The sequence below is a fragment of the Pleurocapsa sp. PCC 7327 genome, from assembly GCF_000317025.1.
Taxonomy (GTDB): domain Bacteria; phylum Cyanobacteriota; class Cyanobacteriia; order Cyanobacteriales; family Microcystaceae; genus Hydrococcus.
This window is the reverse complement of sequence record NC_019689.1, coordinates 3,969,255-3,990,981: the sequence shown is the minus strand read 5'-3', so window position 1 is coordinate 3,990,981 and position 21,727 is coordinate 3,969,255. Positions and strand designations below refer to the sequence as shown.

23 protein-coding genes and 3 pseudogenes are annotated in these 21,727 nt (G+C 44.9%); 20 read left to right on the top strand and 6 right to left on the bottom strand.

From position 1 onward, the window contains the following. Nucleotides 1–81: 81 nt before the first annotated feature. Nucleotides 82–1,062 carry a CHAD domain-containing protein gene (locus PLE7327_RS18075; protein ID WP_015145224.1) on the bottom strand — a complete coding sequence of 327 codons (981 nt, stop codon included), beginning with the start codon at nucleotides 1,060–1,062 and terminating at the stop codon, nucleotides 82–84. A 53-nt stretch (nucleotides 1,063–1,115) separates the two neighbouring features. After that, nucleotides 1,116–2,786, bottom strand: coding sequence for a bifunctional 3,4-dihydroxy-2-butanone-4-phosphate synthase/GTP cyclohydrolase II (gene ribBA, locus PLE7327_RS18070; protein WP_015145223.1), 1,671 nt, complete (start codon nucleotides 2,784–2,786; stop codon nucleotides 1,116–1,118). Between the two features lie 379 nt (nucleotides 2,787–3,165). Here ribBA and argC point away from each other — a divergent pair, with 379 nt between their 5' ends. From argC to ltaE, 5 genes are all read left to right on the top strand, one after another. Then, nucleotides 3,166–4,224: an N-acetyl-gamma-glutamyl-phosphate reductase gene (gene argC / locus PLE7327_RS18065; protein WP_015145222.1), complete on the top strand. Its 1,059-nt coding sequence runs from the start codon at nucleotides 3,166–3,168 to the stop codon at nucleotides 4,222–4,224. Nucleotides 4,225–4,388: 164 nt separating this feature from the next. Continuing rightward, nucleotides 4,389–5,162, top strand: coding sequence for an ABC transporter permease (locus PLE7327_RS18060; RefSeq protein WP_015145221.1), 774 nt, complete (start codon nucleotides 4,389–4,391; stop codon nucleotides 5,160–5,162). A gap of 136 nt (nucleotides 5,163–5,298) precedes the next feature. Then, complete coding sequence (locus PLE7327_RS18055; RefSeq protein ID WP_015145220.1) at nucleotides 5,299–7,026, top strand: GAF domain-containing sensor histidine kinase; 1,728 nt, start codon at nucleotides 5,299–5,301, stop codon at nucleotides 7,024–7,026. A 97-nt stretch (nucleotides 7,027–7,123) separates the two neighbouring features. Beyond that, nucleotides 7,124–7,969: an ATP-dependent sacrificial sulfur transferase LarE gene (gene larE / locus PLE7327_RS18050; protein ID WP_015145219.1), complete on the top strand. Its 846-nt coding sequence runs from the start codon at nucleotides 7,124–7,126 to the stop codon at nucleotides 7,967–7,969. A 57-nt stretch (nucleotides 7,970–8,026) separates the two neighbouring features. Beyond that, nucleotides 8,027–9,052, top strand: a complete 1,026-nt coding sequence (gene ltaE, locus PLE7327_RS18045; protein ID WP_015145218.1) for a low-specificity L-threonine aldolase — start codon at nucleotides 8,027–8,029, stop codon at nucleotides 9,050–9,052. Here the strand turns inward: ltaE and PLE7327_RS18040 are convergent, their stop codons facing one another. Next, nucleotides 9,053–9,304 (bottom strand): F0F1 ATP synthase subunit gamma, encoded by a 252-nt coding sequence (locus PLE7327_RS18040; protein ID WP_041392330.1) that lies wholly within the window; start codon nucleotides 9,302–9,304, stop codon nucleotides 9,053–9,055. 45 nt (nucleotides 9,305–9,349) lie between these two features. Here PLE7327_RS18040 and PLE7327_RS18030 point away from each other — a divergent pair. Further along, nucleotides 9,350–10,415 (top strand): ISKra4-like element ISPle1 family transposase gene (locus tag PLE7327_RS18030; protein WP_144266138.1). Its coding sequence is split into 2 segments (ribosomal slippage): nucleotides 9,350–9,507 and nucleotides 9,506–10,415, totalling 1,068 coding nucleotides; the frame shifts between segments, so codons are not numbered across the junction. Here PLE7327_RS18030 and PLE7327_RS18025 read toward each other — a convergent pair. Together PLE7327_RS18025 and PLE7327_RS18020 are read right to left on the bottom strand one after the other, a co-directional pair. Continuing rightward, nucleotides 10,401–10,877, bottom strand: coding sequence for a F0F1 ATP synthase subunit gamma (locus PLE7327_RS18025; protein ID WP_051036469.1), 477 nt, complete (start codon nucleotides 10,875–10,877; stop codon nucleotides 10,401–10,403). The two genes, PLE7327_RS18030 and PLE7327_RS18025, sit on opposite strands and share 15 nt — an antisense overlap. A gap of 141 nt (nucleotides 10,878–11,018) precedes the next feature. Continuing rightward, nucleotides 11,019–11,573: pseudogene (locus PLE7327_RS18020) on the bottom strand (F0F1 ATP synthase subunit alpha); the annotation flags it as partial. Between the two features lie 31 nt (nucleotides 11,574–11,604). On the opposite strand from PLE7327_RS18020, the gene PLE7327_RS18015 reads away from it, so the two are divergent. The 13 genes and pseudogenes from PLE7327_RS18015 to PLE7327_RS22850 all read left to right on the top strand — a co-directional run bounded on the left by PLE7327_RS18015 (nucleotide 11,605) and on the right by PLE7327_RS22850 (nucleotide 19,966). Then, on the top strand, nucleotides 11,605–11,985 hold the full coding sequence (locus PLE7327_RS18015; RefSeq protein ID WP_041392326.1) for a HEAT repeat domain-containing protein: 381 nt from the start codon (nucleotides 11,605–11,607) through the stop codon (nucleotides 11,983–11,985). A 10-nt stretch (nucleotides 11,986–11,995) separates the two neighbouring features. After that, nucleotides 11,996–12,160, top strand: coding sequence for a hypothetical protein (locus PLE7327_RS24950; RefSeq protein ID WP_186005334.1), 165 nt, complete (start codon nucleotides 11,996–11,998; stop codon nucleotides 12,158–12,160). Nucleotides 12,161–12,218: 58 nt separating this feature from the next. Further along, a complete protein-coding gene (locus PLE7327_RS25450) occupies nucleotides 12,219–12,623 on the top strand; it encodes a hypothetical protein (RefSeq protein ID WP_051036468.1) in 405 nt (134 codons plus the stop codon). Nucleotides 12,624–12,674: 51 nt separating this feature from the next. After that, nucleotides 12,675–14,348 (top strand): helicase-related protein, encoded by a 1,674-nt coding sequence (locus tag PLE7327_RS18010; RefSeq protein WP_051036467.1) that lies wholly within the window; start codon nucleotides 12,675–12,677, stop codon nucleotides 14,346–14,348. Between the two features lie 115 nt (nucleotides 14,349–14,463). Continuing rightward, nucleotides 14,464–14,955 carry a hypothetical protein gene (locus PLE7327_RS25445; RefSeq protein ID WP_041392324.1) on the top strand — a complete coding sequence of 164 codons (492 nt, stop codon included), beginning with the start codon at nucleotides 14,464–14,466 and terminating at the stop codon, nucleotides 14,953–14,955. Nucleotides 14,956–14,979: 24 nt separating this feature from the next. Further along, a complete protein-coding gene (locus PLE7327_RS25440; RefSeq protein ID WP_041392322.1) occupies nucleotides 14,980–15,333 on the top strand; it encodes a hypothetical protein in 354 nt (117 codons plus the stop codon). Between the two features lie 64 nt (nucleotides 15,334–15,397). Continuing rightward, the gene (locus PLE7327_RS17995; protein ID WP_083888309.1) at nucleotides 15,398–15,679 is read left to right on the top strand and encodes a transposase; all 282 of its coding nucleotides are present in this window, start codon (nucleotides 15,398–15,400) and stop codon (nucleotides 15,677–15,679) included. Nucleotides 15,680–15,730: 51 nt separating this feature from the next. Beyond that, nucleotides 15,731–16,006 carry a Uma2 family endonuclease gene (locus PLE7327_RS24090; protein WP_041392320.1) on the top strand — a complete coding sequence of 92 codons (276 nt, stop codon included), beginning with the start codon at nucleotides 15,731–15,733 and terminating at the stop codon, nucleotides 16,004–16,006. Nucleotides 16,007–16,158: 152 nt separating this feature from the next. Beyond that, nucleotides 16,159–17,058, top strand: coding sequence for a UvrD-helicase domain-containing protein (locus PLE7327_RS17985; RefSeq protein ID WP_041393537.1), 900 nt, complete (start codon nucleotides 16,159–16,161; stop codon nucleotides 17,056–17,058). Nucleotides 17,059–17,116: 58 nt separating this feature from the next. Beyond that, nucleotides 17,117–17,958 (top strand): annotated as a pseudogene (locus PLE7327_RS23640) (IS5 family transposase). 5 nt (nucleotides 17,959–17,963) lie between these two features. Next, nucleotides 17,964–19,166 (top strand): 3'-5' exonuclease, encoded by a 1,203-nt coding sequence (locus PLE7327_RS17975; protein ID WP_051036466.1) that lies wholly within the window; start codon nucleotides 17,964–17,966, stop codon nucleotides 19,164–19,166. After that, entirely contained in the window at nucleotides 19,167–19,490 is a 324-nt protein-coding gene (locus tag PLE7327_RS17970; protein WP_051036465.1) for a hypothetical protein, read from the top strand. Further along, a complete protein-coding gene (locus tag PLE7327_RS22850; RefSeq protein ID WP_051036464.1) occupies nucleotides 19,418–19,966 on the top strand; it encodes a DEAD/DEAH box helicase in 549 nt (182 codons plus the stop codon). Before PLE7327_RS17970 ends, PLE7327_RS22850 begins: the two co-directional genes overlap by 73 nt. 17 nt (nucleotides 19,967–19,983) lie before the next feature. Here the strand turns inward: PLE7327_RS22850 and tnpA are convergent, their stop codons facing one another. After that, a complete protein-coding gene (tnpA, locus tag PLE7327_RS17965; protein WP_041392318.1) occupies nucleotides 19,984–20,391 on the bottom strand; it encodes an IS200/IS605 family transposase in 408 nt (135 codons plus the stop codon). 55 nt (nucleotides 20,392–20,446) lie between these two features. Between tnpA and PLE7327_RS17960 the strand changes: the two are divergent. After that, nucleotides 20,447–21,703, top strand: a pseudogene (locus PLE7327_RS17960) (RNA-guided endonuclease InsQ/TnpB family protein). Nucleotides 21,704–21,727 lie beyond the last annotated feature (24 nt).

Here is a 21,727-nt window from a genome sequence, read left to right as displayed (position 1 = left end):
TGCTGTTTTTACCGAAAAGACTGACAAGAAAATGAGGGAAATCATGAAGTAACGCTCGCCATTGACCTACTCTCCTTATTATTAAGTGGTTTCTTGGCTCGATCGCAGCACAGTTAGGTGTAAATCTTTTCGATTTTTAGGATTGAGAAATTTCCGCTGCAATTCTTTCCATTCTTGCCATTTATGATGGCGGATTTCTGCTAGTTTCTCAGTAAGAGTGGGCATTTTAGTAGAATAATCTTTTTCAAATACTTCTGTGAGAAACTCTGCTAAAACAAAGCTATCTTGCATATCGCCAAGCACAGTTTGTAAATCTTTGATATCTTTGACATAATTTTGATAAGCATCGCTATAAAACTGAGTAAATAGTTCCATATTGTAGCGCGATCGCTTGGCTTCTTTTCTCAAATCATGGAGAGTTGTACCTTGACGATTTAAAATTTCTTCTACTTGTTTCTTGTCCCATTCATCAGGAAATTGAACTTTTCCTTCTTGAAATTTTATCCCTACTAACCAACCTGGATGCAGTAGCAGTTTGCTAACTTGAGGCAGTAAGAGATCGGGTAAAATATTATTGATATCAATCTCGGCAATTTCTTGATAGGTAGGATTTTCTAACCAATTTTGAAAAGCTTCTTTGAGGTTAATATAAAGTCGATCTTCTAAAATTTCTCTAACTTGTTTGAAAGCAGATTTTCGTTGCTTTTCCAAAACCTCTAAGGCTTTATCTAATTGTTTTTGTTCTTTTTGGGGTAAATCTGACCGATACCAATTTTTGAGAAGATCTCCTAAAACATCAATGTCTCGCAATTGTCCCAAGATTCGCGCGACTTGACCGACCCTTTTTTCATCCGCATTTTGGGGGAAATTTAAAGCAGGAGAAAATCCAGCGATCGCGCTTCTCAAGCGTCGCATTCCTACCCGCATTTGATGTAATTCTTCTGGATCTTTGTCTTTCAGAACTTCATTTTCGTGTTTGAGGATTTTATTAAAGTGTTTGGCGATCGCTAAGTATGCCCAGTCGCCAAAAGTTTTTGCTTCGCGATCTAAATATTTTTTCATTATCTAACCATAAATTGAATCAGATATTTCGATGATTTAACTTGCCGTTCGATTTACCGAGCAAAACTATAAATTGTTTGCAGTTCTAATTGAGAACAAAGTTCGGAAGGTTTTTGAGTGAGGGAAAAAGTATGTCGGTCTAACTTGACTTGCAATCCCATCATGGGATCGTCTCCTGAAGAAATTAGAAATTCAAGGCGTTTAATTTGCTCCCAGCTGACTAAATTATCCAAAATATTGTTAATTGCTTGTACGTAAGGATGACGGCTATTTTTGTACCAATTTGGGGCGACGAGATGAGCGCGATCGAAACCTAAGTGAAAAATAAGAGAAGGATTGCCAAACAGCGCGATCGCGACTGGTCTGACTTCTTCTTGTAGCACCAACTGCGCCGATTGGCTTAAATAGCGCAATTTTTCTAGCCTTTCATACCGTTGTGCGATCGATCGCACTTCCGGTTCCCACTCGATCGCTACTGTAATTAGATAGGTTTGCAATAGCAAATGACCTAACTTTTGGGCTTTGGTGGCTAAATAACCAGAATTATAATCATTAGCCTCAATTAGTAGGGGCACTCGTTCTACCACTTCCAACCCATACCCCTTCAACCCGGCAATTTTTCGAGGATTATTGGTGATCAGGCGAATTTTTTTCACGCCCAGATCGTTGAGCATTTGCGCTCCCATACCATAATCGCGCAAATCTGCTGGAAAGCCGAGGCGCTCGTTAGCCTCCACCGTATCTAAGCCCAAATCTTGCAGGGAATACGCCTTCAGCTTATTAATCAAGCCAATGCCGCGTCCTTCCTGCCGCAGGTAGACGACTACGCCCAAACCAGCATTCTCGATCATTTTTAGGGCGGCGTGTAATTGCATGCGACAGTCGCAGCGCAGCGATCCCAAGGCATCGCCCGTCAAACATTCCGAATGCATCCGCACCATTACCGGATGGTCTTGAAATTGAGACGAATCGCCTTTGACGATCGCAACGTGTTCCGTCCCGTCTAGGGTATTGCGATAGGCATAAAGCACGAAAGTGCCGAACTGACTGGGAAATTGACACACCGCTTCTCGATAGACAAAGCGATCGTGTTTGAGACGATAGCTAATTAAATCGGCAATGCTAATCAGTTTTAGATCGTGCTTCTTGGCATACTCGAATAGCTGGGGCAATCGCGCCATCGAACCATCGGAGTTTTGGATTTCGCAGATGACTCCTGCCGGGTACAGCCCCGCCAGTCTTGCCAAATCCACTGCCGCTTCGGTATGTCCTGCCCGTTTCAAGACACCCCCTTCCTTAGCACGGATGGGAAAGATATGACCGGGACGAGTCAGATCCTCCGGGCGCGTTGCCGGATTGATAGCTACTTGAATGGTGCGGGCGCGGTCTTCTGCCGAAATTCCCGTAGATACTCCCAAATGAGGGGCAGCGTCGATACTGACGGTAAAGGCGGTTTGATTGCTATCGGTATTTTTGGTGACCATCAGGGGTAAGTCTAGTTGGTCTAGGCGTTCTCCCGTCATCGCCAGACAGATCAGTCCCCGCGCTTCCACTGCCATAAAATTGATCGTCTGCGGCGTGGCGAACTGGGCAGCACAGATGAGATCGCCTTCGTTCTCTCGGTTTTCGTCGTCAACAACGACGACCATACGCCCCGCTTTGATGTCTGCGATCGCTGCGTCGATGGGGTCGAATTCAATGGGGATGTTTTGAAGCGCTTCCACTATTATCAGCTGTCAGTAATCAGTTATCAGTTTTAGGAAGCAGGAGAGTTAATAATGGGTCTGCTATACCAAAAACTGAAGGTTGTTCGAGATTTCTACCTCTGATTGTAGCTCTAGGAGGCGGATCAATTAGTAGAGAGTCGCAAACATTGAGATGGAAAAAGCGCAGTGACGAACGTCACAGGTGGTTAGTGTCGCTTCTCGTTGGCAAATCGCTTTTGAGGCAAGAAACTGGTCGAATACCCCCAAATTTACCAAGCGTTCTCACTTGTGCCAAGATCGCTAAACCTTATCAAAAAATTTCGATTTTAAGTTTTGATTTGATACTAAAATGCAGCCAACGCTAAACTATATGGGCGGTGACTAGGAAGTCGGAACTATGAGGGATTCAGACAAAATCGCAGTAGGAATTATCGGGGCTTCTGGATACGGTGGCGTGCAACTGGTGCGGCTGTTGCTGGATCATCCCAAGGTAGAAATTGTCTATCTTGGGGGCGATAGCAGTGCTGGGAAGCCGTATTCCGAACTCTATCCCCATCTCGGTCACTGCTTCAATTTAACCATCGAGCCGATCGATTTGGATAAGGTTGCTTCTCGCTGCCAGGTTGTCTTTCTTGGTTTACCTAACGGTCTTGCTTGCGAGATAGCGCCTACACTGATCGAAAAAGGCTGTAAAGTCCTGGATTTATCGGCTGACTACCGCTTTAGCAATCTGGAAACCTATAGCGCTTGGTACAAAAAAGAACGCAGCGATCGCGCTACGGCAGCTATGGCAGTTTATGGCTTGCCAGAATTATATCGAGACGAAATTCGAGAAGCGCAATTGATTGGCTGTCCCGGTTGTTATCCCACTGCCAGTCTGCTAGCATTAGCTCCTTTGCTCAAACAGGGGCTAATCGTCCCAGAAACGGCAATTATCGACGCTAAATCCGGCACTTCTGGCGGCGGTCGTCAGGCAAAAACGAATTTATTGCTAGCAGAAGCATATAATTCTCTGGGGGCTTATGGCGTGACCAAGCACCGCCATACCCCGGAAATCGAGCAAATTTGCAGCGAGTTAGCCGGACACGAGCTCAGAGTCCAGTTTACTCCCCATCTGATTCCGATGGTGCGGGGCATTCTGTCAACCGTCTATGCGACGATGCGAGATCCGGGATTGGTTCGAGAAGATCTGATTACGATCTATACTGCCTCATACCGCTCGTCTCCCTTTATCAAAGTATTGCCCACTGGGGTATATCCTCAAACTAAGTGGGCTTGCGGGACAAATCTCTGTTACATCGGCATTGAAGTCGATCCCCGCACCGATCGCGTCATTGTTTTGTCTGCTATTGACAATTTAATTAAAGGTCAGTCGGGACAAGCGGTACAATGCTTGAACTTAATGATGGGGTGGCAGGAAACTCTGGGCTTGCCTCAGCTCAGTTTTTATCCCTAATGCAAGCGAAAAAACGTTAAGCGAAACAATTGCTAATGGCTTCAATTGAACTTTAACTAATTCACTTTTCATGACAAACCCAAAAACTCGTTACTTTTGGGATTAAGATAGAAGCAAAGTTAATTAACGCAAAAACGATTGGGTTAGAGGTCGGTTAAATTCCTATGAATTTAGCAAGAATCTGGACGATTGCCAATAATGGGTTTAGAGAGACGATTCGCGATCGCATATTCTATTTTGTGGGATTTTTTGCCCTGCTGCTCGCGATCGCCCTCCGTTTGTTGCCAGAAATTTCTGTCGGCACCCACGAAAAAATTTTCCTAGATTTGGGACTCGGTGCTATGGCGCTTTTAGGTGCTATTGTCGCTATCTTCGTTGGTACGGGACTAATCAACAAAGAAATTGAAAAGCGCACCGTCCTAGTGTTGATTCCAAAACCTCTCAGTCGAGCAGAATTAATTCTTGGCAAACACCTGGGACTATCTGCTGTATTGACTGTCATGTTAGCCATCATGACAGTTATTTATTTAGCACTTTTGAGCCTATCGAAAATTTCCTATCCCTTAAGCACGATTCTGGTATCCCAACTGTTTTTATTAGTCGAATTAGCGTTACTTATTGCCGTTGCCATACTTTTTGGCACGTTTACCAGTTCGATTTTGGCAACGCTTTTTAGCTTCGGCATCTATTTAATGGGACATATTAGCAGTAATTTACTCAAACTCGGTGCCTTGAGTAAAAATGTCACAGTAGAATCGATTACTAAAGCGATTTACTTAGTTCTGCCAGATCTTGAGCGATTAAACCTCAAAAATCAAGCCGTATATGGCTTGTTGCCCAGTTCTGAAGAACTGGTAAGTAACGCTATATACGGAATTTTGTATGCAGCACTCCTTTTATCAATTGCAATCTTGATATTTTCCAGACGAGAATTTTAAAGCAATACTCTCTTGCTTAAGGCTCCAGAATACTCTAAATTACATAGCGGAAGAATAAGAACTTGTGAAAATGAAATTCTCGATCGCGCTTCCACAAACTTCTTAAAACTTTATCTTTAACCGAGAAAAGACTAAAATGCAAGCGGCTCCAGTTGAGAAAAAATCTAAAAGTTACTCGCCAGATGAAATAACAGAAGACCTCCAAGGTTTAGACGAACGCCTTCAAAGTCTAGTCAATTTATTAAACGAAACCTTTGAGGTTAGTTACTGTTTGATGTTGTGTTTTGATGGCGAGAAAAATAGTAAACTTTGCTACCGCTCGCAAGCAACACTCGTATCGGACAACTTGCTCGATCTCTCCCAGAGAATTGTAGACGATTATCAACCGATACTTCTCCAAGGCAGACCGATCGTTTTTTACGATCGCGATTGCCTGTTTCCTTTATTCGTGCAACATCCCGTTAAAACGGAGCGAATTCGTTCGCTTTTACTCGTTCCCATCATCTATCAGTATTCCTATTTAGGAGAAATTTTTCTCTATTCGTGCGATCGCGATCGTCAATGGAGCGAACATCAATTAGAGTTAGTACGCCTTCTAGTCGAGCGATGCGCGATCGAAATCGTTCAATCCCAGTTAGAGCGGCAAATCCGACAGCAGAAATTACGACAAGAATTACTTTGGCAAATCGAGCGAAAACTAAACTCTAATCTCGCTCCAGACATCGCCATAGCAGAAACGCTTGCCTTAGTAGGTGAAAACTTTCAGGTCGATCGCGTCGTTCTTTTCCGACTAGATGAAAAGACCAGTCAAATTGAAAAAGAATGGTGCAGTAGCGATAAAATTCCTCTTCTATCAACTTTAAACATATCTCTGTGGGAAGAATTAAAAATACCGACCTTTAAAAAACGAGGTAAGGTCGGCCAATTCAATTGCAAGTTGAACGAACTAATAGTTTCTTTCGCCAACGTTCCTATTTTTATTAAAGAACAACTTTTTGGATGTTTAGCCCTACAAAAATCGATTTCTAGAAAAACTTTTACGTTTGAAGAAATTAATATTCTTAAATCTATTGCCGAACAAATTGCGATCGCTCTCTATATCGCTCAAACTCAAGAAACCTTGAAACAACTGGAAGAACGCGCTAAAAACCTAGAAGTAGAAAAGCAACAATCTGAAGCTGCCAATCTAGCAAAAAGTGAATTTCTCTCTCATATTAATCATGAGCTACGCACGCCTTTAACGGGAATTTTAGGCTTTGCTCGCATGTTAAAAGATGAAATTTATGGGTCGCTCAATCCAAAACAGCAGCAATACGTAAGTGCTATTGCGGCTTCTGGCGAACACTTATTGTCTTTAGTCAATGATTTCTTAGATATTGCAAAAATTGAAGCCAATCGCGAAGAACTTTTTCTAGAAACATTACCAGTTGAGGATTTGTGTATCGCTTCCCTCTCTATGGTAGAGTCGCGAGCAAGAGAACAAGGGTTAGACTTGCGACTAGAAATCTGCCCCGGCGTCGATTTTTGCCACGCCGATCGCCGTCGCATTAAGCAGATTTTAGTCAACTTGCTTTCTAATGCTATCAAGTTTACTGAAGTTGGTTCGGTTACGCTCAAAGTTCAGCGCCAGGAAAATAGGCTGGAGTTTTGCGTAATCGACACTGGTATTGGGATCGAGCCAGCCGATCGAGAAAAGCTATTTCAACCGTTTCAACAAATTAACAATCCTTTGAGTCGCAAACATAAAGGCACTGGTTTAGGATTAACCCTTTCCCGCAAGCTGGCGCAACTCCACAACGGCGATATCACCCTAGTTTCAGAAGAAGGTAAAGGAAGCTGTTTTACCTTGCATTTGCCGATTTAAGCGTTGGTTAGTAATTAGTTATTAGTTATTAGCCATTGGTTTCGACGAAAGAGATAAGATCGATTATAAATACCGACTAACTGCCGATCGATCCAAAATGCTCGAACGAAAGCTAGCACGACTCAAAGCTATTTTTGCCGAAATGGAGCGGGCGTTAATCGCATATTCTGGGGGTATCGATAGCAGCTTGGTTGCTAAAATTGCCTATGATGTCTTGGGCGATCGCGCTCTAGCCATAACCGCAGTTTCTCCCTCGCTGCTGCCAGAAGAACTAGATGACGCGCAAATCCAGGCGGATGAAATTGGCATTCGCCACGAGTTGGTAGAAACCCACGAAATGGAAAATCCCAACTACACTGCCAACCCCGTCAACCGTTGCTACTTTTGTAAAAGCGAACTCCACGACACCCTAAAACCGCTTGCCCTAGAGCGAGGCTATCCCTACGTCGTCGATGGAGTCAATGCAGACGACCTCAAAGACTATCGACCGGGAATTCAAGCAGCAAAAGAAAGAGGCGTGCGATCGCCCCTAGCAGAAGCAGGAATCGCTAAAGCAGAAGTTCGTCAACTGTCTAAGCAATTGGGACTGTCTTGGTGGGACAAACCCGCCCAACCCTGTTTGAGTTCTCGCTTTCCCTATGGCGAAGAAATCACCATTGCCAAACTGCAACGAGTCGGTCGAGCAGAAGTTTATTTGCGCAAGTTAGGCTGGAAGAATCTGCGCGTTCGTTCCGAAGGCGATACCGCCCGAATAGAATTACTGCCAGAGCAAATCAAAGAGTTTGTTCTCACTACCGACTTACCTCAACTGGTATCGACTTTTCAAAGCTATGGATTTGTCTACGTTACCCTAGACTTGGAAGGCTATCGCAGTGGCAAGCTCAATCAAGTTCTTAATCCCTCTGTTCTTCAGTCGGCTACCCATCAAGTAGTTAGTGGTTAGTAGAAAGTAGAAATACTATCCACTAACAATGAACGACTAACAACGAATTTTAATAATATGATAATCGACCTTAGAAGCGACACGATTACCAAACCCACCCCCGCCATGCGCGAAGCAATGGCGAAGGCAGAGGTTGGGGATGATGTCTTTGGCGACGACCCAACAGTTAATGCCCTAGAAGCCTATGTCGCCGAACTCTTGGGCAAAGAAGAAGCGGTTTATATGCCCTCTGGCACCATGACCAATCAAGTCGCCTTGCGAGTTCATACCGAACCGGGAGATGAGGTTATTCTGGAGTCTGAAGCCCATATTTACTACTATGAAGGTGGTGCGCCAGCCGCATTGTCGGGGGTAATGTGTCGGTTAATTAAGGGCAATAAAGGGATCTTTTCGGCAACTGATGTAGAAAGGGTGTTGCGTCCCGATAACTATCACTTTCCCAAGACCAAGTTGGTGTGCCTGGAAAATACGCACAATCGCGGGGGAGGGCGGATTTTTCCCTTATCCGAGATTGAAGCGATCGCTCACATTTGTCAAGAGCGCAATCTCAAGCTGCACCTCGACGGAGCGCGCTTGTGGAATGCCTGCGCGGCAACAAGTATCTCAGAAGCCGATTATGCCAAGCCATTCGATACCGTCAGCGTCTGTTTCTCAAAAGGATTGGGAGCACCCGTAGGTTCGGCATTGGTAGGTTCTAAAGAGTTAATAAAACGAGCGCGGCGGTTTCGCAAGATGTTTGGCGGCGGAATGAGGCAGGCAGGGATTATTGCGGCGGGGGCATTGTACGGGCTAAAACACCATCGAGAACGATTGCTAGAAGACCATGTTAACGCCAAGATTTTGGCGAAGGGATTGCAACAAATTGATGGAATTGCGATCGATCCCGAAGATGTGCAAACCAATATTGTTATTTTTCAAACTAAAGCGATTCCAGCAGAAACCTTAGCGCAGAACCTTCAAGAGAAGGGAGTCGCGCTTTTAGCCATTGGTTCGCACTCGCTGCGAGCAGTTACGAACTTGATGGTGACTCAGGAGCAAATTCAAGCCGTTCCCGAATTGGTTGAAGCAGCCATGCGCTCCTAATTAATGATTAGTATCATTAAGATTGCGCGATCGCTTCAGCCCCTGCGACAATTTCCAGGATCTCTTGAGTAATTGCGTCTGACGCTCGTGCTGAAATTGAGCGTTCAATCGTGCCAGTCGCTCTTCGATGTTTTGCTCGGCTACCTGCATCGAGGCGAGACGGCTAGCGTTTTCACTCTTGAGCGATTCGGCGAAAGCGCGATACAAGCAGACGAAAAAATAGGGAGCATCCAGTTTTGGAAGATTTACCATTTATGGGAAAATGTAAAGGGAAATAATCCTGTGCGATCGCTGACAATGAACCAAGAGAAACAAGAACGGATCAAAGCCTGCTTACAAGAATTGTCAACACTGCTGTATGAAGAAGCAGACAAAAGTAAGCTGACAGACCTTGAAGGCATAGAAAAAACAGTTCGCAGTCAAGTATTAGAACTAGTCAGCCCAGAAATAGCCCTTTTTTTATCGAACAAAAACTGGAACAAAAGTAGGTAAAACTAGGAAAATAAAAAGCCTAGTAGGGGAACTGAAATTAAAAGCCAAACAGCTTATTAGACTAGGTTTAAAGCCAAGAACTCGCCTAAGTCCATTACTTCAAAAGTGCTGTTTGAGGTTATCAGCTAACGAATCATACCAAAAAGCAGAAATCGAGATTGAGGCATTGACAGGAGTAAAAGTTGGTCATTCAACACAACAACAACTAGTGCTGTCACAAGATTTTCAACTACCACTTGCTAAACAATCAGTTTCAGAAGTCAGCGTAGATGGAGGAAAAGTCCGACTCAGGGGTAAACCGAAAGCAGGCTGCCACTGGCGAGACTATAAAACCGTTCGTCTGCAAGGGATTTACTATGGTGCATTTTTTGATGACAACCAATCATTAATTGATTATGTCAATAGCCAACAGTTGTTAGACCCTCTTGTTTGCTTGGGAGATGGACATGATGGTGTCTGGAATCTGGTGAGAGAATTTGGACAAGACCAGTTTTCTCGCTGTGAAATTTTGGATTGGTATCACCTGAAGGAAAATCTTTATAAAGTTGGTGGTTCTTTAAAGCGACTCAAAGCTGCGGAAACTCTGTTGTGGCAAGGTCAGGTAGAAGCGGCCAAGACCCTATTTAATCATTGCCGAGGTAAACAAGCTAAAAATTTCATCGCTTATCTGGAAAAACATCTCCCTCGCATTGTCAATTACAGCTATTATCAGGCTGAACAATTATGTTCTATCGGTTCAGGGGCAGTTGAATCTGCAATTAAACAAATTGGTTTAAGGATCAAAATTTCTGGCGCACAGTGGAATGTTGAAAGTGTCAATCACATCCTCTCTGTTCGTTGTGCTTATCTTAATGGTTTACTTGCTGTCTGATTGGGTGTTTCTTCCAAAAGTGGATGCTCCCAAAAAATATTGGCGGATTAGCGCAGCCAATAACTGAGTCCAGTCCATCGTAAAGGTGGGTAAGGTACGGGAGTGCCATCGCTCCTGCTGCAAATGATCCAACCAGGCGCGATCGAGGGGGAATAAATGATGGAGGTGAGGTTCGCAAGCGGTGTTAGAGCGAGGCTGGTTGTAGAGGAGGACAATACGACCGATTTGCTCTTGGGAGCGCCAGGCTTCGAGGTATAGTAACAGTTCTTGAACCATTGGGGTAATGCCTGCCAGAGAACTGGGCATGGGAAAGCTAGCAGCAATCGCCACTCCCCGCGCTTCCAGAGGCGCAACGATCCGAGTGCCGACGACTAAGACAGTTCGCTCGGCTGGCTGGGGAGCGAGACGGTTGAGGCACTCGACGCTGTAGCGGGCAATTTGTTCGTTGAACTGACCGCACATTCCCGATCCGAACCAAAGACGATCGCGCCCAATCGCTGTTGCTTTTCGGCTGCCGCCCAGTCAATCCCTTTGAAGCCAGCATTTTCCGCCCGGGCGCGTTCTTTCAGTACCACTTGCAACCCCAAATGGATGGTACGGGAGTATCGCGGTTTTTCCCGTCTGGCGATCGCCCAAAATCAGTTCCCGCTGTCCCCGACCGATGGGAATCAAGGCATCTATGACTTTCAGCCCCGTTTGCAAGGGCACGGTGACGGGAGCGCGATCGCGAATGGCAGGGGCTTGCCGTTCTGCCGGATAGCGTTGCGCCACTCCCACGGTTCCCCGTCCGTCTAGCGGGCGACCCAGCGGGTCGATTACCCGCCCCAGCAGCGTCTCGCCTACGGGTACGTCTAGCACCCGTCCGGTACGGCGCACCTCGCATCCAGCTTTCAAGCGATCGCTTTTGTCGAGTAAAATAATGCCTACCTCGTCGGGATCGAGGTTGAAGACCATGCCTAACCCATCGCCCTCGAACAGCACGACTTCTTCCGACTGCACCCCGGGCAAACCCGATACGCGGGCAATGCCGTGACCGACCGAGCGAACAATGCCGATTTCCTGGGATTTCAGTTCCATTCTCAGACCTGCCAGGACGCGATCGAAGGTGCTAAAAGTATCATTTAGGAGTAATTGCAGTATGTTGTCATCTGGATTCATTGTGCCCGTTCTCTCGTGTAGAAAGTGAATAATGGTTACTTTCTTCTGTCCTAATTGTTTCATCAAGCTTCCTGCAACAGCAGTAGTTTGTCCCAATTGCGGAATTAATATTGAGTCCTGGCAGCAGCAACACAGTTATTTAGACAAACTCATTCAGAGTCTAAAACATCCCATTTCCGAAGCCCGGATGGGATGTATTATTACTTTGGGAAATCTACGAAATCCCAAGGCAGCGATTCCGTTAGCTGAATGTGCGCTGACATACTCAATTGATGTCTGGCAAGCAATGGAAATTATTCGGAGCTTGAGAAAACTACCAGATAGTCCTGAAAAGGAGACTGCTTTCAAGATGCTGCTGGAACATCCTAGCAGTGTCATTAGACAAGAAGCTGCCACCAGTCTTATGAAGTGAAATTAGGCGCGTGAGTTGTCAAAAAGAGGTTAAGTATGACAGCGATCGCATCTATCGCAGCAATCCTACCGTAGAAAGTGTCAAAGGTGCGATCGCCAAAATTCGGGTTTCGGTAAAAGTGCGGATGGATATAGATCGTTTTTACGGGAAAAATTCCGCGAAAATAAGCAAATAATTCGGAATTTGAACGGGGAAGTCTATATGTCCTCCGCAACTGTATAATTGTCGATGAGGTGCATACAGCGAGTTCGACGGGAGATCGCGCCACCCAACAGCAGCGCTATCAGTTAGTTAAAGAAATTGCCCAAAAAGGCGATCGCCATTTGGTGTTACTCACTGCTACGCCCCATAGCGACATCGAGGCTTCTTTCACGTCTATTTTAGGGTTACTCAAACCCGAATTTGAAGAGTTGGATTTGAATGCTTTAACGGAACCTCAACGTATCGAATTGGCGCGTCACTTCGTTCAACGTCGTCGGGCTGATGTCAAAAATTGGTTGGGCAACGACACACCTTTTCCGCAACGAGAATCATCGGAATCCCCTTACCAACTCTCTGCTGAGTATCGCGCCTTGTTCGAGCAGGTGTATGACTTGGCACGAGGATTAGTCAACACAGCCGATGCCAGTCTCAGCTAGGCCCAACGGCGAGGACGCTACTGGTCGGCACTGGCAATTATCCGGTGCGTGATGTCATCTCCCGCCGCTGCGATCGCAACTTTATCTCGTCTGAGTGGCAAAGGTGCAGGTGCAGATTCTTTAGCTGGGGAGTTGGACGAGGAATTAGCAGCGACTTACGTTTACAATCCTACCGAGCAAGAAATGGCGATCGACGTGTCCCCCACTGTCGTTGTCGAACAAGGACAACAGAGTTATGGAGAATCCCAAAAACGGAAGTTAAGAGAATTTGTCAAAGCTGCCGAGCAACTAAAAGGAAGCAAAGATGCTAAATTACAACAGCTTATTGCTCTTGTTAAAGACTTACTCAAAGAAGGATTAAACCCGATTGTCTGGTGTCGCTACATTGCCACTGCTAACTACGTCGCCCAATCGCTTAGAGATGAACTAGAGAAGAAGAAAGGCAGCAACGTCCGAGTCATTGCCATTACTGGAGGACTTTCGAAAGACGAACGAGAAATCCGCTTGGATGAATTAAAAGCCTCTCCCCAACGGGTAATGGTAGCGACGGATTGCTTGAGCGAAGGGGTGAACCTACAAGAGCATTTTACCGCAGCCATTCACTACGATTTACCGTGGAATCCAAATCGTCTAGAACAACGAGAAGGACGGATCGATCGCTACGGTCAACCCTTGCCCACTGTCAAGTGCATCTTGCTCTACGGACAAGATAACCCCGTCGATGGGGCAGTATTGGAAGTCTTGATCCGCAAAGCCGTCACCATTTACCGCACGTTAGGAATTACTGTTCCCGTGCCGATGGATAGTGCCACGGTACAGGAAGCCGTCTTCAAGTCTTTATTTGAGAAAGTCCCCGCTAATTGTCAGCTAAGTCTGTTCGATTTGCTGCAAGATACTCAATCCCCTGTCGCTACCGTACATCAAAACTGGGACAGGGCAGTGGAGCGAGAGAAGCAAAACCGCACTCGCTTTGCCCAGCGATCGATTAAACCCGAAGAAGTCGAACGGGAATTACTCGAATCCGACCGGATTTTAGGTAATGATGCAGATGTAGAGCAGTTTGTCAAGCAAGCTTGCGATCGCTTGAAAGCTTACCTAATCAAACAGAAAAACGGCTGGTATTTGCCCAATATTCCTCATTGCTTAATTCCTACATTGGGAAATCAACCGCGTCTCATTACTTTTTCCCATCCCGCACCAGAAGGAGTTGAGTATGTAGGACGCAACCATCCGCTAGTAGAAGGATTGGCGCGGTATTTACTCGAAGACGCTTTAGAAAACCGGGAATCTCCGACGGCGGCGCGATGCGGAGTGACAGTCACCGATGCCGTAGCCGTACCAACCTCGATTCTCTTACTGCGCCTGCGGTACTTATTAGAAAGCAACAAGCATTCGACCTTACTAGCAGAGGAATGTTTAGTTGTGGGTTTTACGGGTTCGCCTTCTCAGCCTCAATGGTTATCCGACGATGAAGTTTTAACACTTCTGCAACGAGTAGAACCTGTAGACGATTTGCCCTTACAGCGCAAGCGAATAGCGATCGAACGGCTGCTGTCGCACCTGCCAGATTTAGATTCTCAATTAGAACAAATTGCCCAAACGCGATCGCAATCTCTCTTACAATCCCATCGACGAGTAAGAGCAATGACGCAAGAAGGACAAGTTCGCGTCAAGCCTCAATTACCGATGGACATTCTCGGCGTTTACCTGTTTCAACCTTTATAAAATCTCAATTGTGAGCCAGAGAATAAATTCTCTGTCTCATGGCTTAAGTCCGTTTAAACGGACTTCCATTTGGGTTCCAAGATATTCGGATTAATTACTTAAATTGCGGATCGTTATGCTTTATATCGAAGGAAATTTAATCGCTGCCGATTTGACTGCGGATTTGTCTTCTGGCGATTTTAAAGGACAATCCCCAACAGACTTTGGTTTAAAGAAAACCGATAAGTTAGAAGACGAGATTGCTTGTGCCTGGGGCGATGCCAAAGCATATTGGGCAGCTTTTAAGAGACGATTATCGCGACTCGAAGACGGGGATGCGGCTACTAGCCTGACAAGGGAATATTGGGCAGTGCCTTTGTTGGAACTGTTGGGCTACCATCTAGTTTACCAGGCAAAAGCTGAGGTCGTAGACGGGCAAACTTACGCTATTTCTCACCGAGCATCATCAGGAGAAGATAAGCCTCCCATCCATATTATCGGTTCTCGGTTGAAGTTAGAAGAACGTCCTCCATCGGGCAATCCGCGACTATCTGCCCACGCGCTGATGCAGGAATATCTCAACCGCACCGAACACCTCTGGGGCATTGTGACTAATGGTTTGCGCTAGCGGTTGCTGCGAGATTCTTCCTTGATGACGCGCTTGACTTACATCGAGTTCGATCTGGAACAGATTCTTGAAGGAGAGAATTTTGCCGAGTTTGGCTTGTTTTATCGCCTATTCCACCGTTCTCGCCTACCGGAAGGAGTAGATGATGCCGACAAGTGCCTGTTGGAATTTTATCATCAAGAAGCCATTCAGCACGGGGAACGGGTACGCGATCGCCTGCGCGATGGAGTCAAGGAGGCATTAATTTTCTTAGGAACGGGATTTCTCCAGCACCCCAGCAATCAATTGCTGCGAGATGCGATCGCGACTAACCAATTAAGTGCCGCCGATTACTACCGTCAGTTACTCCGATCGCGAAAATTGATTAAAATCGATTAGACAGCCAGAGAATGAATTCTCTGTCTGATAGCGGAAATCGATTGAAATCGATTGGTTGTTGGGAATGGTGTTAAGGTCGAGCGATTCTCTTTTAAGAGAATTAAGCTTTGAGGCTTCAATTCCTCCCCATTTAGCGATCGCAGAATTCGTTAAAAAAATTAAAGGTAGTAGTTCTCATTATTGGAATCAGAATTTATCGGCTGACAAGTTATACTGGCAAGAAGGATATGGGGGATTTTCTTTGGGGAGCAAACAGCTCCAACAAGCGGTTGATTATGTCAAAAATCAGAAGATTCATCACGATCAAGGAACTGCGATCGCGTCTTTAGAAATAGCAGACCATTGAGATTCAATAATATTTGAATATTCGACTTGCTAATCGAGGGTAGAAAAAAATATGACAGCGATAACTCTAAATTTTCCACCTACGGCTCGACTTAGCGACGAACAATTTTATCAACTTTGTTCGGCAAATCGCGACCTCAGATTCGAGCGCGCCGCGACAGGAGAATTAATTATTATGCCGCCAACCGGAGGAGAAACCAGCCGCCAAAACTCAGAAATAATTATTGAATATCGTATCGGACAAGATAAAGAAGTTTTAGACAATCCTGCTACCTTATCGGGGGAAAATGTCTTGCTCGGTTTTGTTTTAAATTTGCAAGCCATCTGATAGTTCTTCAAATCTCTTGGGAATACTAAAACTACATTAACGTTTGCGTTTTCCCTATCATGACCAGAACAATCTTTAATTCCCCACTCCTACTCCCTTCGCTCCGTACAGGACGGTTGTGAATTGCAAATTGTAAATTGGAGCGAAGCGACATGACAGCCAGGGCTGTATTGGTTACTGATACCTTTCTCAACGAACTACTCAACCTGCCCCACGCCATTAGCAAAAAAGTGGCAGGAAAAATCAAAATTCTCGAAAAAGACCCAATTTCTGCCCAAGGGGACGCGAAAAAGCTCAAAGGATACAAACAAAACGTCTATCGCGTTCGTTTAGGCGACTATCGGCTTTTTTACAGCTTTGGAGATGGTTGGGTTAAGCTGTTAAGCATTCGCAAGCGGGACGATCGCACCTATGAAACCAAAGTTCCTGCCTTCGCTCTTCCCGTTGCCTCTCCTCGTGCGATCGAAAACTGGGAAGATTCTACTGCTTCCAACTCTATCCCAACTAGCTCGCCAATCGCCAGTCGCCCTCTTCCCTTTATCTTGACCCAAGAGCAACTTCAACAATGGCAAATACCCCAACAGCATTGGGACGATTTATGCCGAGTCAAAACTGAAGACGATTTAATTGCTTTAGCTATTCCCGATAAAATTCTCAGTCGCATCCTCGACAATCTCTTTCCCCGCCCCATTGAAGAGATTCAAAATCAACCCGAATATCTCCTGGCACAACCCGAAGACCTCGATCGCTTTTTCAGTGGCGATATCAGCGCTTTCCTGCTCAAACTCGACCCCGAACAAGAGAAATTGCTCTCTTTTGGCAGTAACGGTTCCACACTCGTCAAAGGCGGTCCCGGCACGGGAAAATCTACCCTCGCCCTCTATCGAGTGAAAACCTTGTTGGAATGGGGAATAAAACCCATTCTCTTTACCACCTACACCAATGCCCTGGTGACTTATTCCCAACAACTCCTCGAACAACTGTTGGGAAACTCTCCCGAAGCAATGGGCGTAGAAGTGGCGACAGTTGATTCGCTCGTTTATAAATACTAGACCTCCAGCAAAAGTCAGAGTAAGTTAGGTAAAATAAAACCAAATTACAATTCGAGTTATGACTTACTCTCAAGTAAAAAATTTAAAACCGACAGAGTTTAAACGGCTTTGTGGAGTATATCCAGAGACGTTTAAAGAGATGGTAAAAGTTCTAGAAGCCGAAAAAGTCTTACAAAAAAAACAGGACGACCAAATAAATTAAGCGCAGAAGACCAAATCTTAATGACTCTTGAATATTGGCGAGAGTATCGCACCTATTTTCATATCGGAACTAGCTGGGGAATAAACGAGACAACGGCTTTACGAATCACCAGAAAAGTAGAAGATATTTTAATGAAATCGGGACTTTTCAATCTGCCTGGGAAAAAAGCTGTTCAACCCCAAAATACAGAAATTGAAATTGTCGTAGTAGATGTAGCAGAACATGAAATAGAAAGACCGAAAAAAACAAAAAGCTTACTACAGTGGTCGGCAAAAGTGTCACACGATAAAATCGCAAGTTTTAGCTGACGCAAAAACGAGACAAATTCTTTGTATTGCTCATGAGAAGGGAAAAAGTCATGATTTTAAGATTTGGAAAAATAGTAAAATAGGAATCGAACAACAGATAGAATGTTTGGCTGATAAAGGATATCAAGGAATTCAGAAACTTCATCCCAACAGTAGAATTCCCAACAAAAAAAGCGCAATCAACAGTTAAGTCTAGAGCAAAAGAAGTTTAATCGTAAGTTAGCAAGTGAAAGGATTGTAATTGAAAATATTCATCGCAGTCTAAAAATATTCAGAATTCTTTCAAGTCGATATCGCAACCGAAGAAGACGGTTTGGGTTGAGATTTAATTTGATTGCTGGCATTTATAATTATGAACTTCTTTCCCACTCCAATTATGCGATCGCGTAACACTTTTGCAGGAGGTCTACTATGTCAAAACCTATGGAAAGACGGTTTTTGCCAGCGAAGAGCAATGTTTGGATTGTTTGGCGATCGCGCTCAAAACCGTAGAAATTCCCGCTAAAAACGTTTTCGATCGGCAAGTTCGCTGCCAAAGTTTAGAAAAATTAGGACTTACCTATCTCCTACAAGAAATTTTAGAAATTATCGAATCGAGAGGGCTTAACAGTTTAGAAGATTATCAAAACACCTCTCGCAACGGACGGGGCATTCCACTCAAAGCCAACCTCCGCGAAGCCATTTGGGCAGCCTATCAAACCTGGACTGATTTGATGGAAAAAAACGGCGCGCTGACTTGGGAACAACTGCGCCGAAAAGCTTTGGCTGTCGTCTCTTGTTCTGATTTTACACCGCCTTACCAAGCTGTCATTATCGATGAGGCACAAGATCTCTCTCCTGTTGCCTTGCGATTTCTTTTATCTCTAATCCCCTCGGTTGACAGCGTATATTTGACGGCTGACGCTTCTCAATCGCTTTATCAAAAAGGGTTTAGCTGGAAGCAAATCCACGCCGACTTGAAAGTTGCCGGACGCACTCTCTTACTCAAACGCAACTATCGCAATACCCAACAGATTAGCGCTGCCTGCGCTCAAATCCTAGCAGGTACAGAAGCGGGGGATGAAGACTGCGTTCGCCAATATCCCTCGCCCCACCACGGCGATTTGCCTTTAGTTTGGCAAGGAGACGACGAACGAGAAGAAATCTTGAAAATTCGCGACTTTTTTATTACCTGTGCCAAAAGATATCGCTTGCCCCTACACGGCAGCGCGATTCTATGTCCCAGTATTCAAGGAGCAAAACAATATGCCCAAAGACTAACCCAGCTAGGACTCAAAGCCAAGTTTGTCGGGAGCAAGGAAATCGACCTGAGAGCGCCTTATATTAAGACAATGACGCTACATTCGGCAAAAGGGTTGGAATTTCCTTTTGTCGTCGTCGGACTATCGGAAAGTACGTTTCCACAAATAGAGGAGAATCTGCCGCCCCAAGAAATCGCGATCGCGCTCAATGCCCAGCGCCGTCTCTTCTACGTCGGTTGTTCTCGCGCCATGCGCGCTTTGATGGTTTCTGGGACGAAAACGAGTTGTCAGTTTTTAGAACATCTCGACGAAAATTATTGGCAATTGGCTCGAACAAAGGGAGATAGGCAGAAATAAATGGCAGTTTTTAGGTTGCAAGATTTACTCAAACAAGACAAAAAAGCAATCGCGGCGACTAGCACTCTCATGGGAATGGGAATAGCCAAACTCGACTGTCAAGAAGTAGAATCTCTCAGTAACGAACAGCTTGAGGCTTTATTTTCTGCCATTCCCCAGGATTGGGATTTTGACAAGTTCGGAGACATTATCGACCCCGATACCGTCAGCGAGTCCCTTGCCCAACAACTGTCGATTGGATCGATCGCCGTTTGGGAAGAGAAAAACACCAAGCAAGCATCCACCCTCAAGAGAAAAAAGCCGAAGCCAAAAGCGATACGCTAGATATATTCAACCTCCGAGACGAAGTAATTAGCGACTACCGCCGCTACCTCGAAAGTTTTCTCAAAATTCGCGATCGCAAAGTCAGAGAGTTTGTCGCCAGCGAACTCGACCAAGGGCAACTGTGGAAAGATCCCCTCATCCAAATCAATCCCGCCTACAAACGGAGTGCCGATATCGATACTCTCGTTTCTGAAGGAATCCTGCATCCCGATTGCCGATCTTATTTTCCTAATTTTAATTTCTATCATCATCAAGAAAGTGCCTTTCGCTGCGCCCGACAGAATCAACCTTATGTACTAACCACAGGAACGGGTTCGGGCAAAAGCTTGAGTTACGTCGTTCCCATCGTTGACGACTTGCTGCGAAACCCAAACCTTAAAGGCGTGAGAACAATCTTGGTTTACCCCATGAACGAGAGTGCGGCAGTCCCCAAATTCGCTTCGCTGAAATTGGGGAAGGATAGCACGGATGTGTAGCGAAGCGGAACATCCAATTAATCTACTGGCTTTTCCTGAGACTTAATGTACTCTTTAAGCTTATCAATAGGTGCGCCACCAGTTGAGGCGACATAATAAGAATTAGACCAAAAAGAAACGCCATCATAAAATTTAGAGACTTCTTCTGGAAAATCTTTTTTCATAGTTCTAGCAGAAGAACTTTTGAGAGAGCCAGCGACAGCAGAAATAGAGTTCTTAGGGTGGAAATCTACTAGGGCGTGTACGTGGTCTGATTCACCAGAGAATTCTATCAATTCGCAATCCATCTTTCTACAGACCTGCCAAAACATTTCTCGTAACCTCTTCAACATCGGAGGGGTTATTACTTTCCTACGGTAATGAGTGACCAAGACAAAGTGTAACCGTACACTAAAAACGCTGTGAGAACCTTTTCTAGGCTTTATTTTGACATCTTACATTCGCTCAAATAGATTCTTAGTATAGTTGGTCGATACATACATGGCAATCAGGCGAGTAACATTTAGACTCTATCCAAATAAAAAACAGGAGAAAAAACTCCACTATTGGAGGAAGCTCCATAAGGAACTGTACAATGCTTGCCTCTATCAAAGAAAGGTAGAATACGAGCGGTTTGGAAAGTCAATTAATTATTTCGACCAGCAAAATGTTCTGCCAGCTTTTAAAGAGTGTTGGCAGGAATATAAAGAGCTAGGTAGCCATGCTTGACAAGCGACTGTAAAAAGAGTCGATTTTGCCTATAAACGCTTTTTTCAGAAATTAGGGGGTAGACCAAAATTTAAGTCATCTCGTGATTACCGAGGCTGGACATATCCGTGTAAATCTGGTTGGAAAGCTTCAACAAATGGAGAAAACGGTTATCTAGTTTTAACTAATTTAGGAGCCATCCCCCTTCGAGGCAAAGCTAGGACTTGGGGGCTCCCGTCAACTTGCACAATTATCTGGAAGCAAGAAAAATGGTACGCTTCTATCACGGTCGATTGTCAGCCAGTTAGAGAAACAGATATTAATTCAGTTGGTTTAGATTTTGGAACTTATCATGGGGTTGCTTGTAGCGATGGCACGATAATAGATAATCCTAGATTTCTAGGTTCAATCCAACAGAAAGTTAGAAAAGTTTCTAAGAAGTTAAGAAAGAAACGTTCGCCAAATTTCAAGAAAAAAATCAAGGCATCGAAAAGATGGAGGAAAGCTAGAAAACAAGTTAGTAAACTTCAACAAAAAGTAGCCAGACAGAGAGAAGATTGGCAACATCAAGTCGCCGCACAGATAGTCAGCCGTAATAGCCTGGTGGCGACCGAAAAGCTCAACATAAAAGGAATGACCGTTAGAGCTAAGAAAGGCAGTAAAAGAAAAGCTCAAAAAACTGGTTTAAATCGCTCTTTGTTAGATGTTGGAATCGGAAATATCTTGTCGCTAATTAAGTACAAACTTGATGAGGGTCAAGGGGTTTTTGTCGAAGTTCCAACTCATCAAGTTGCACCCAGTCAAACTTGTCCGGTTTGCGGTCATAAAAAGAAAAAAGAATTGAGCGAACGAGTGCATCAATGCTCTAACTGCGGTTATATCTGCGATAGAGATGTTGCTGCGGCTCAAGTAATGCTTAATTATGCAAAGGGGTTGGGAACCAGCCTCTATAATCGTGGAGTAGAAGCCTCTACTTCAACCCCTACATTTTGTGGAGGGTTCAAGCAAGCATCTACGATGAGACGACAGAAACCCCGACTGAGGTCGTAGACGGGTCGGGTGTAGTTCATTAAC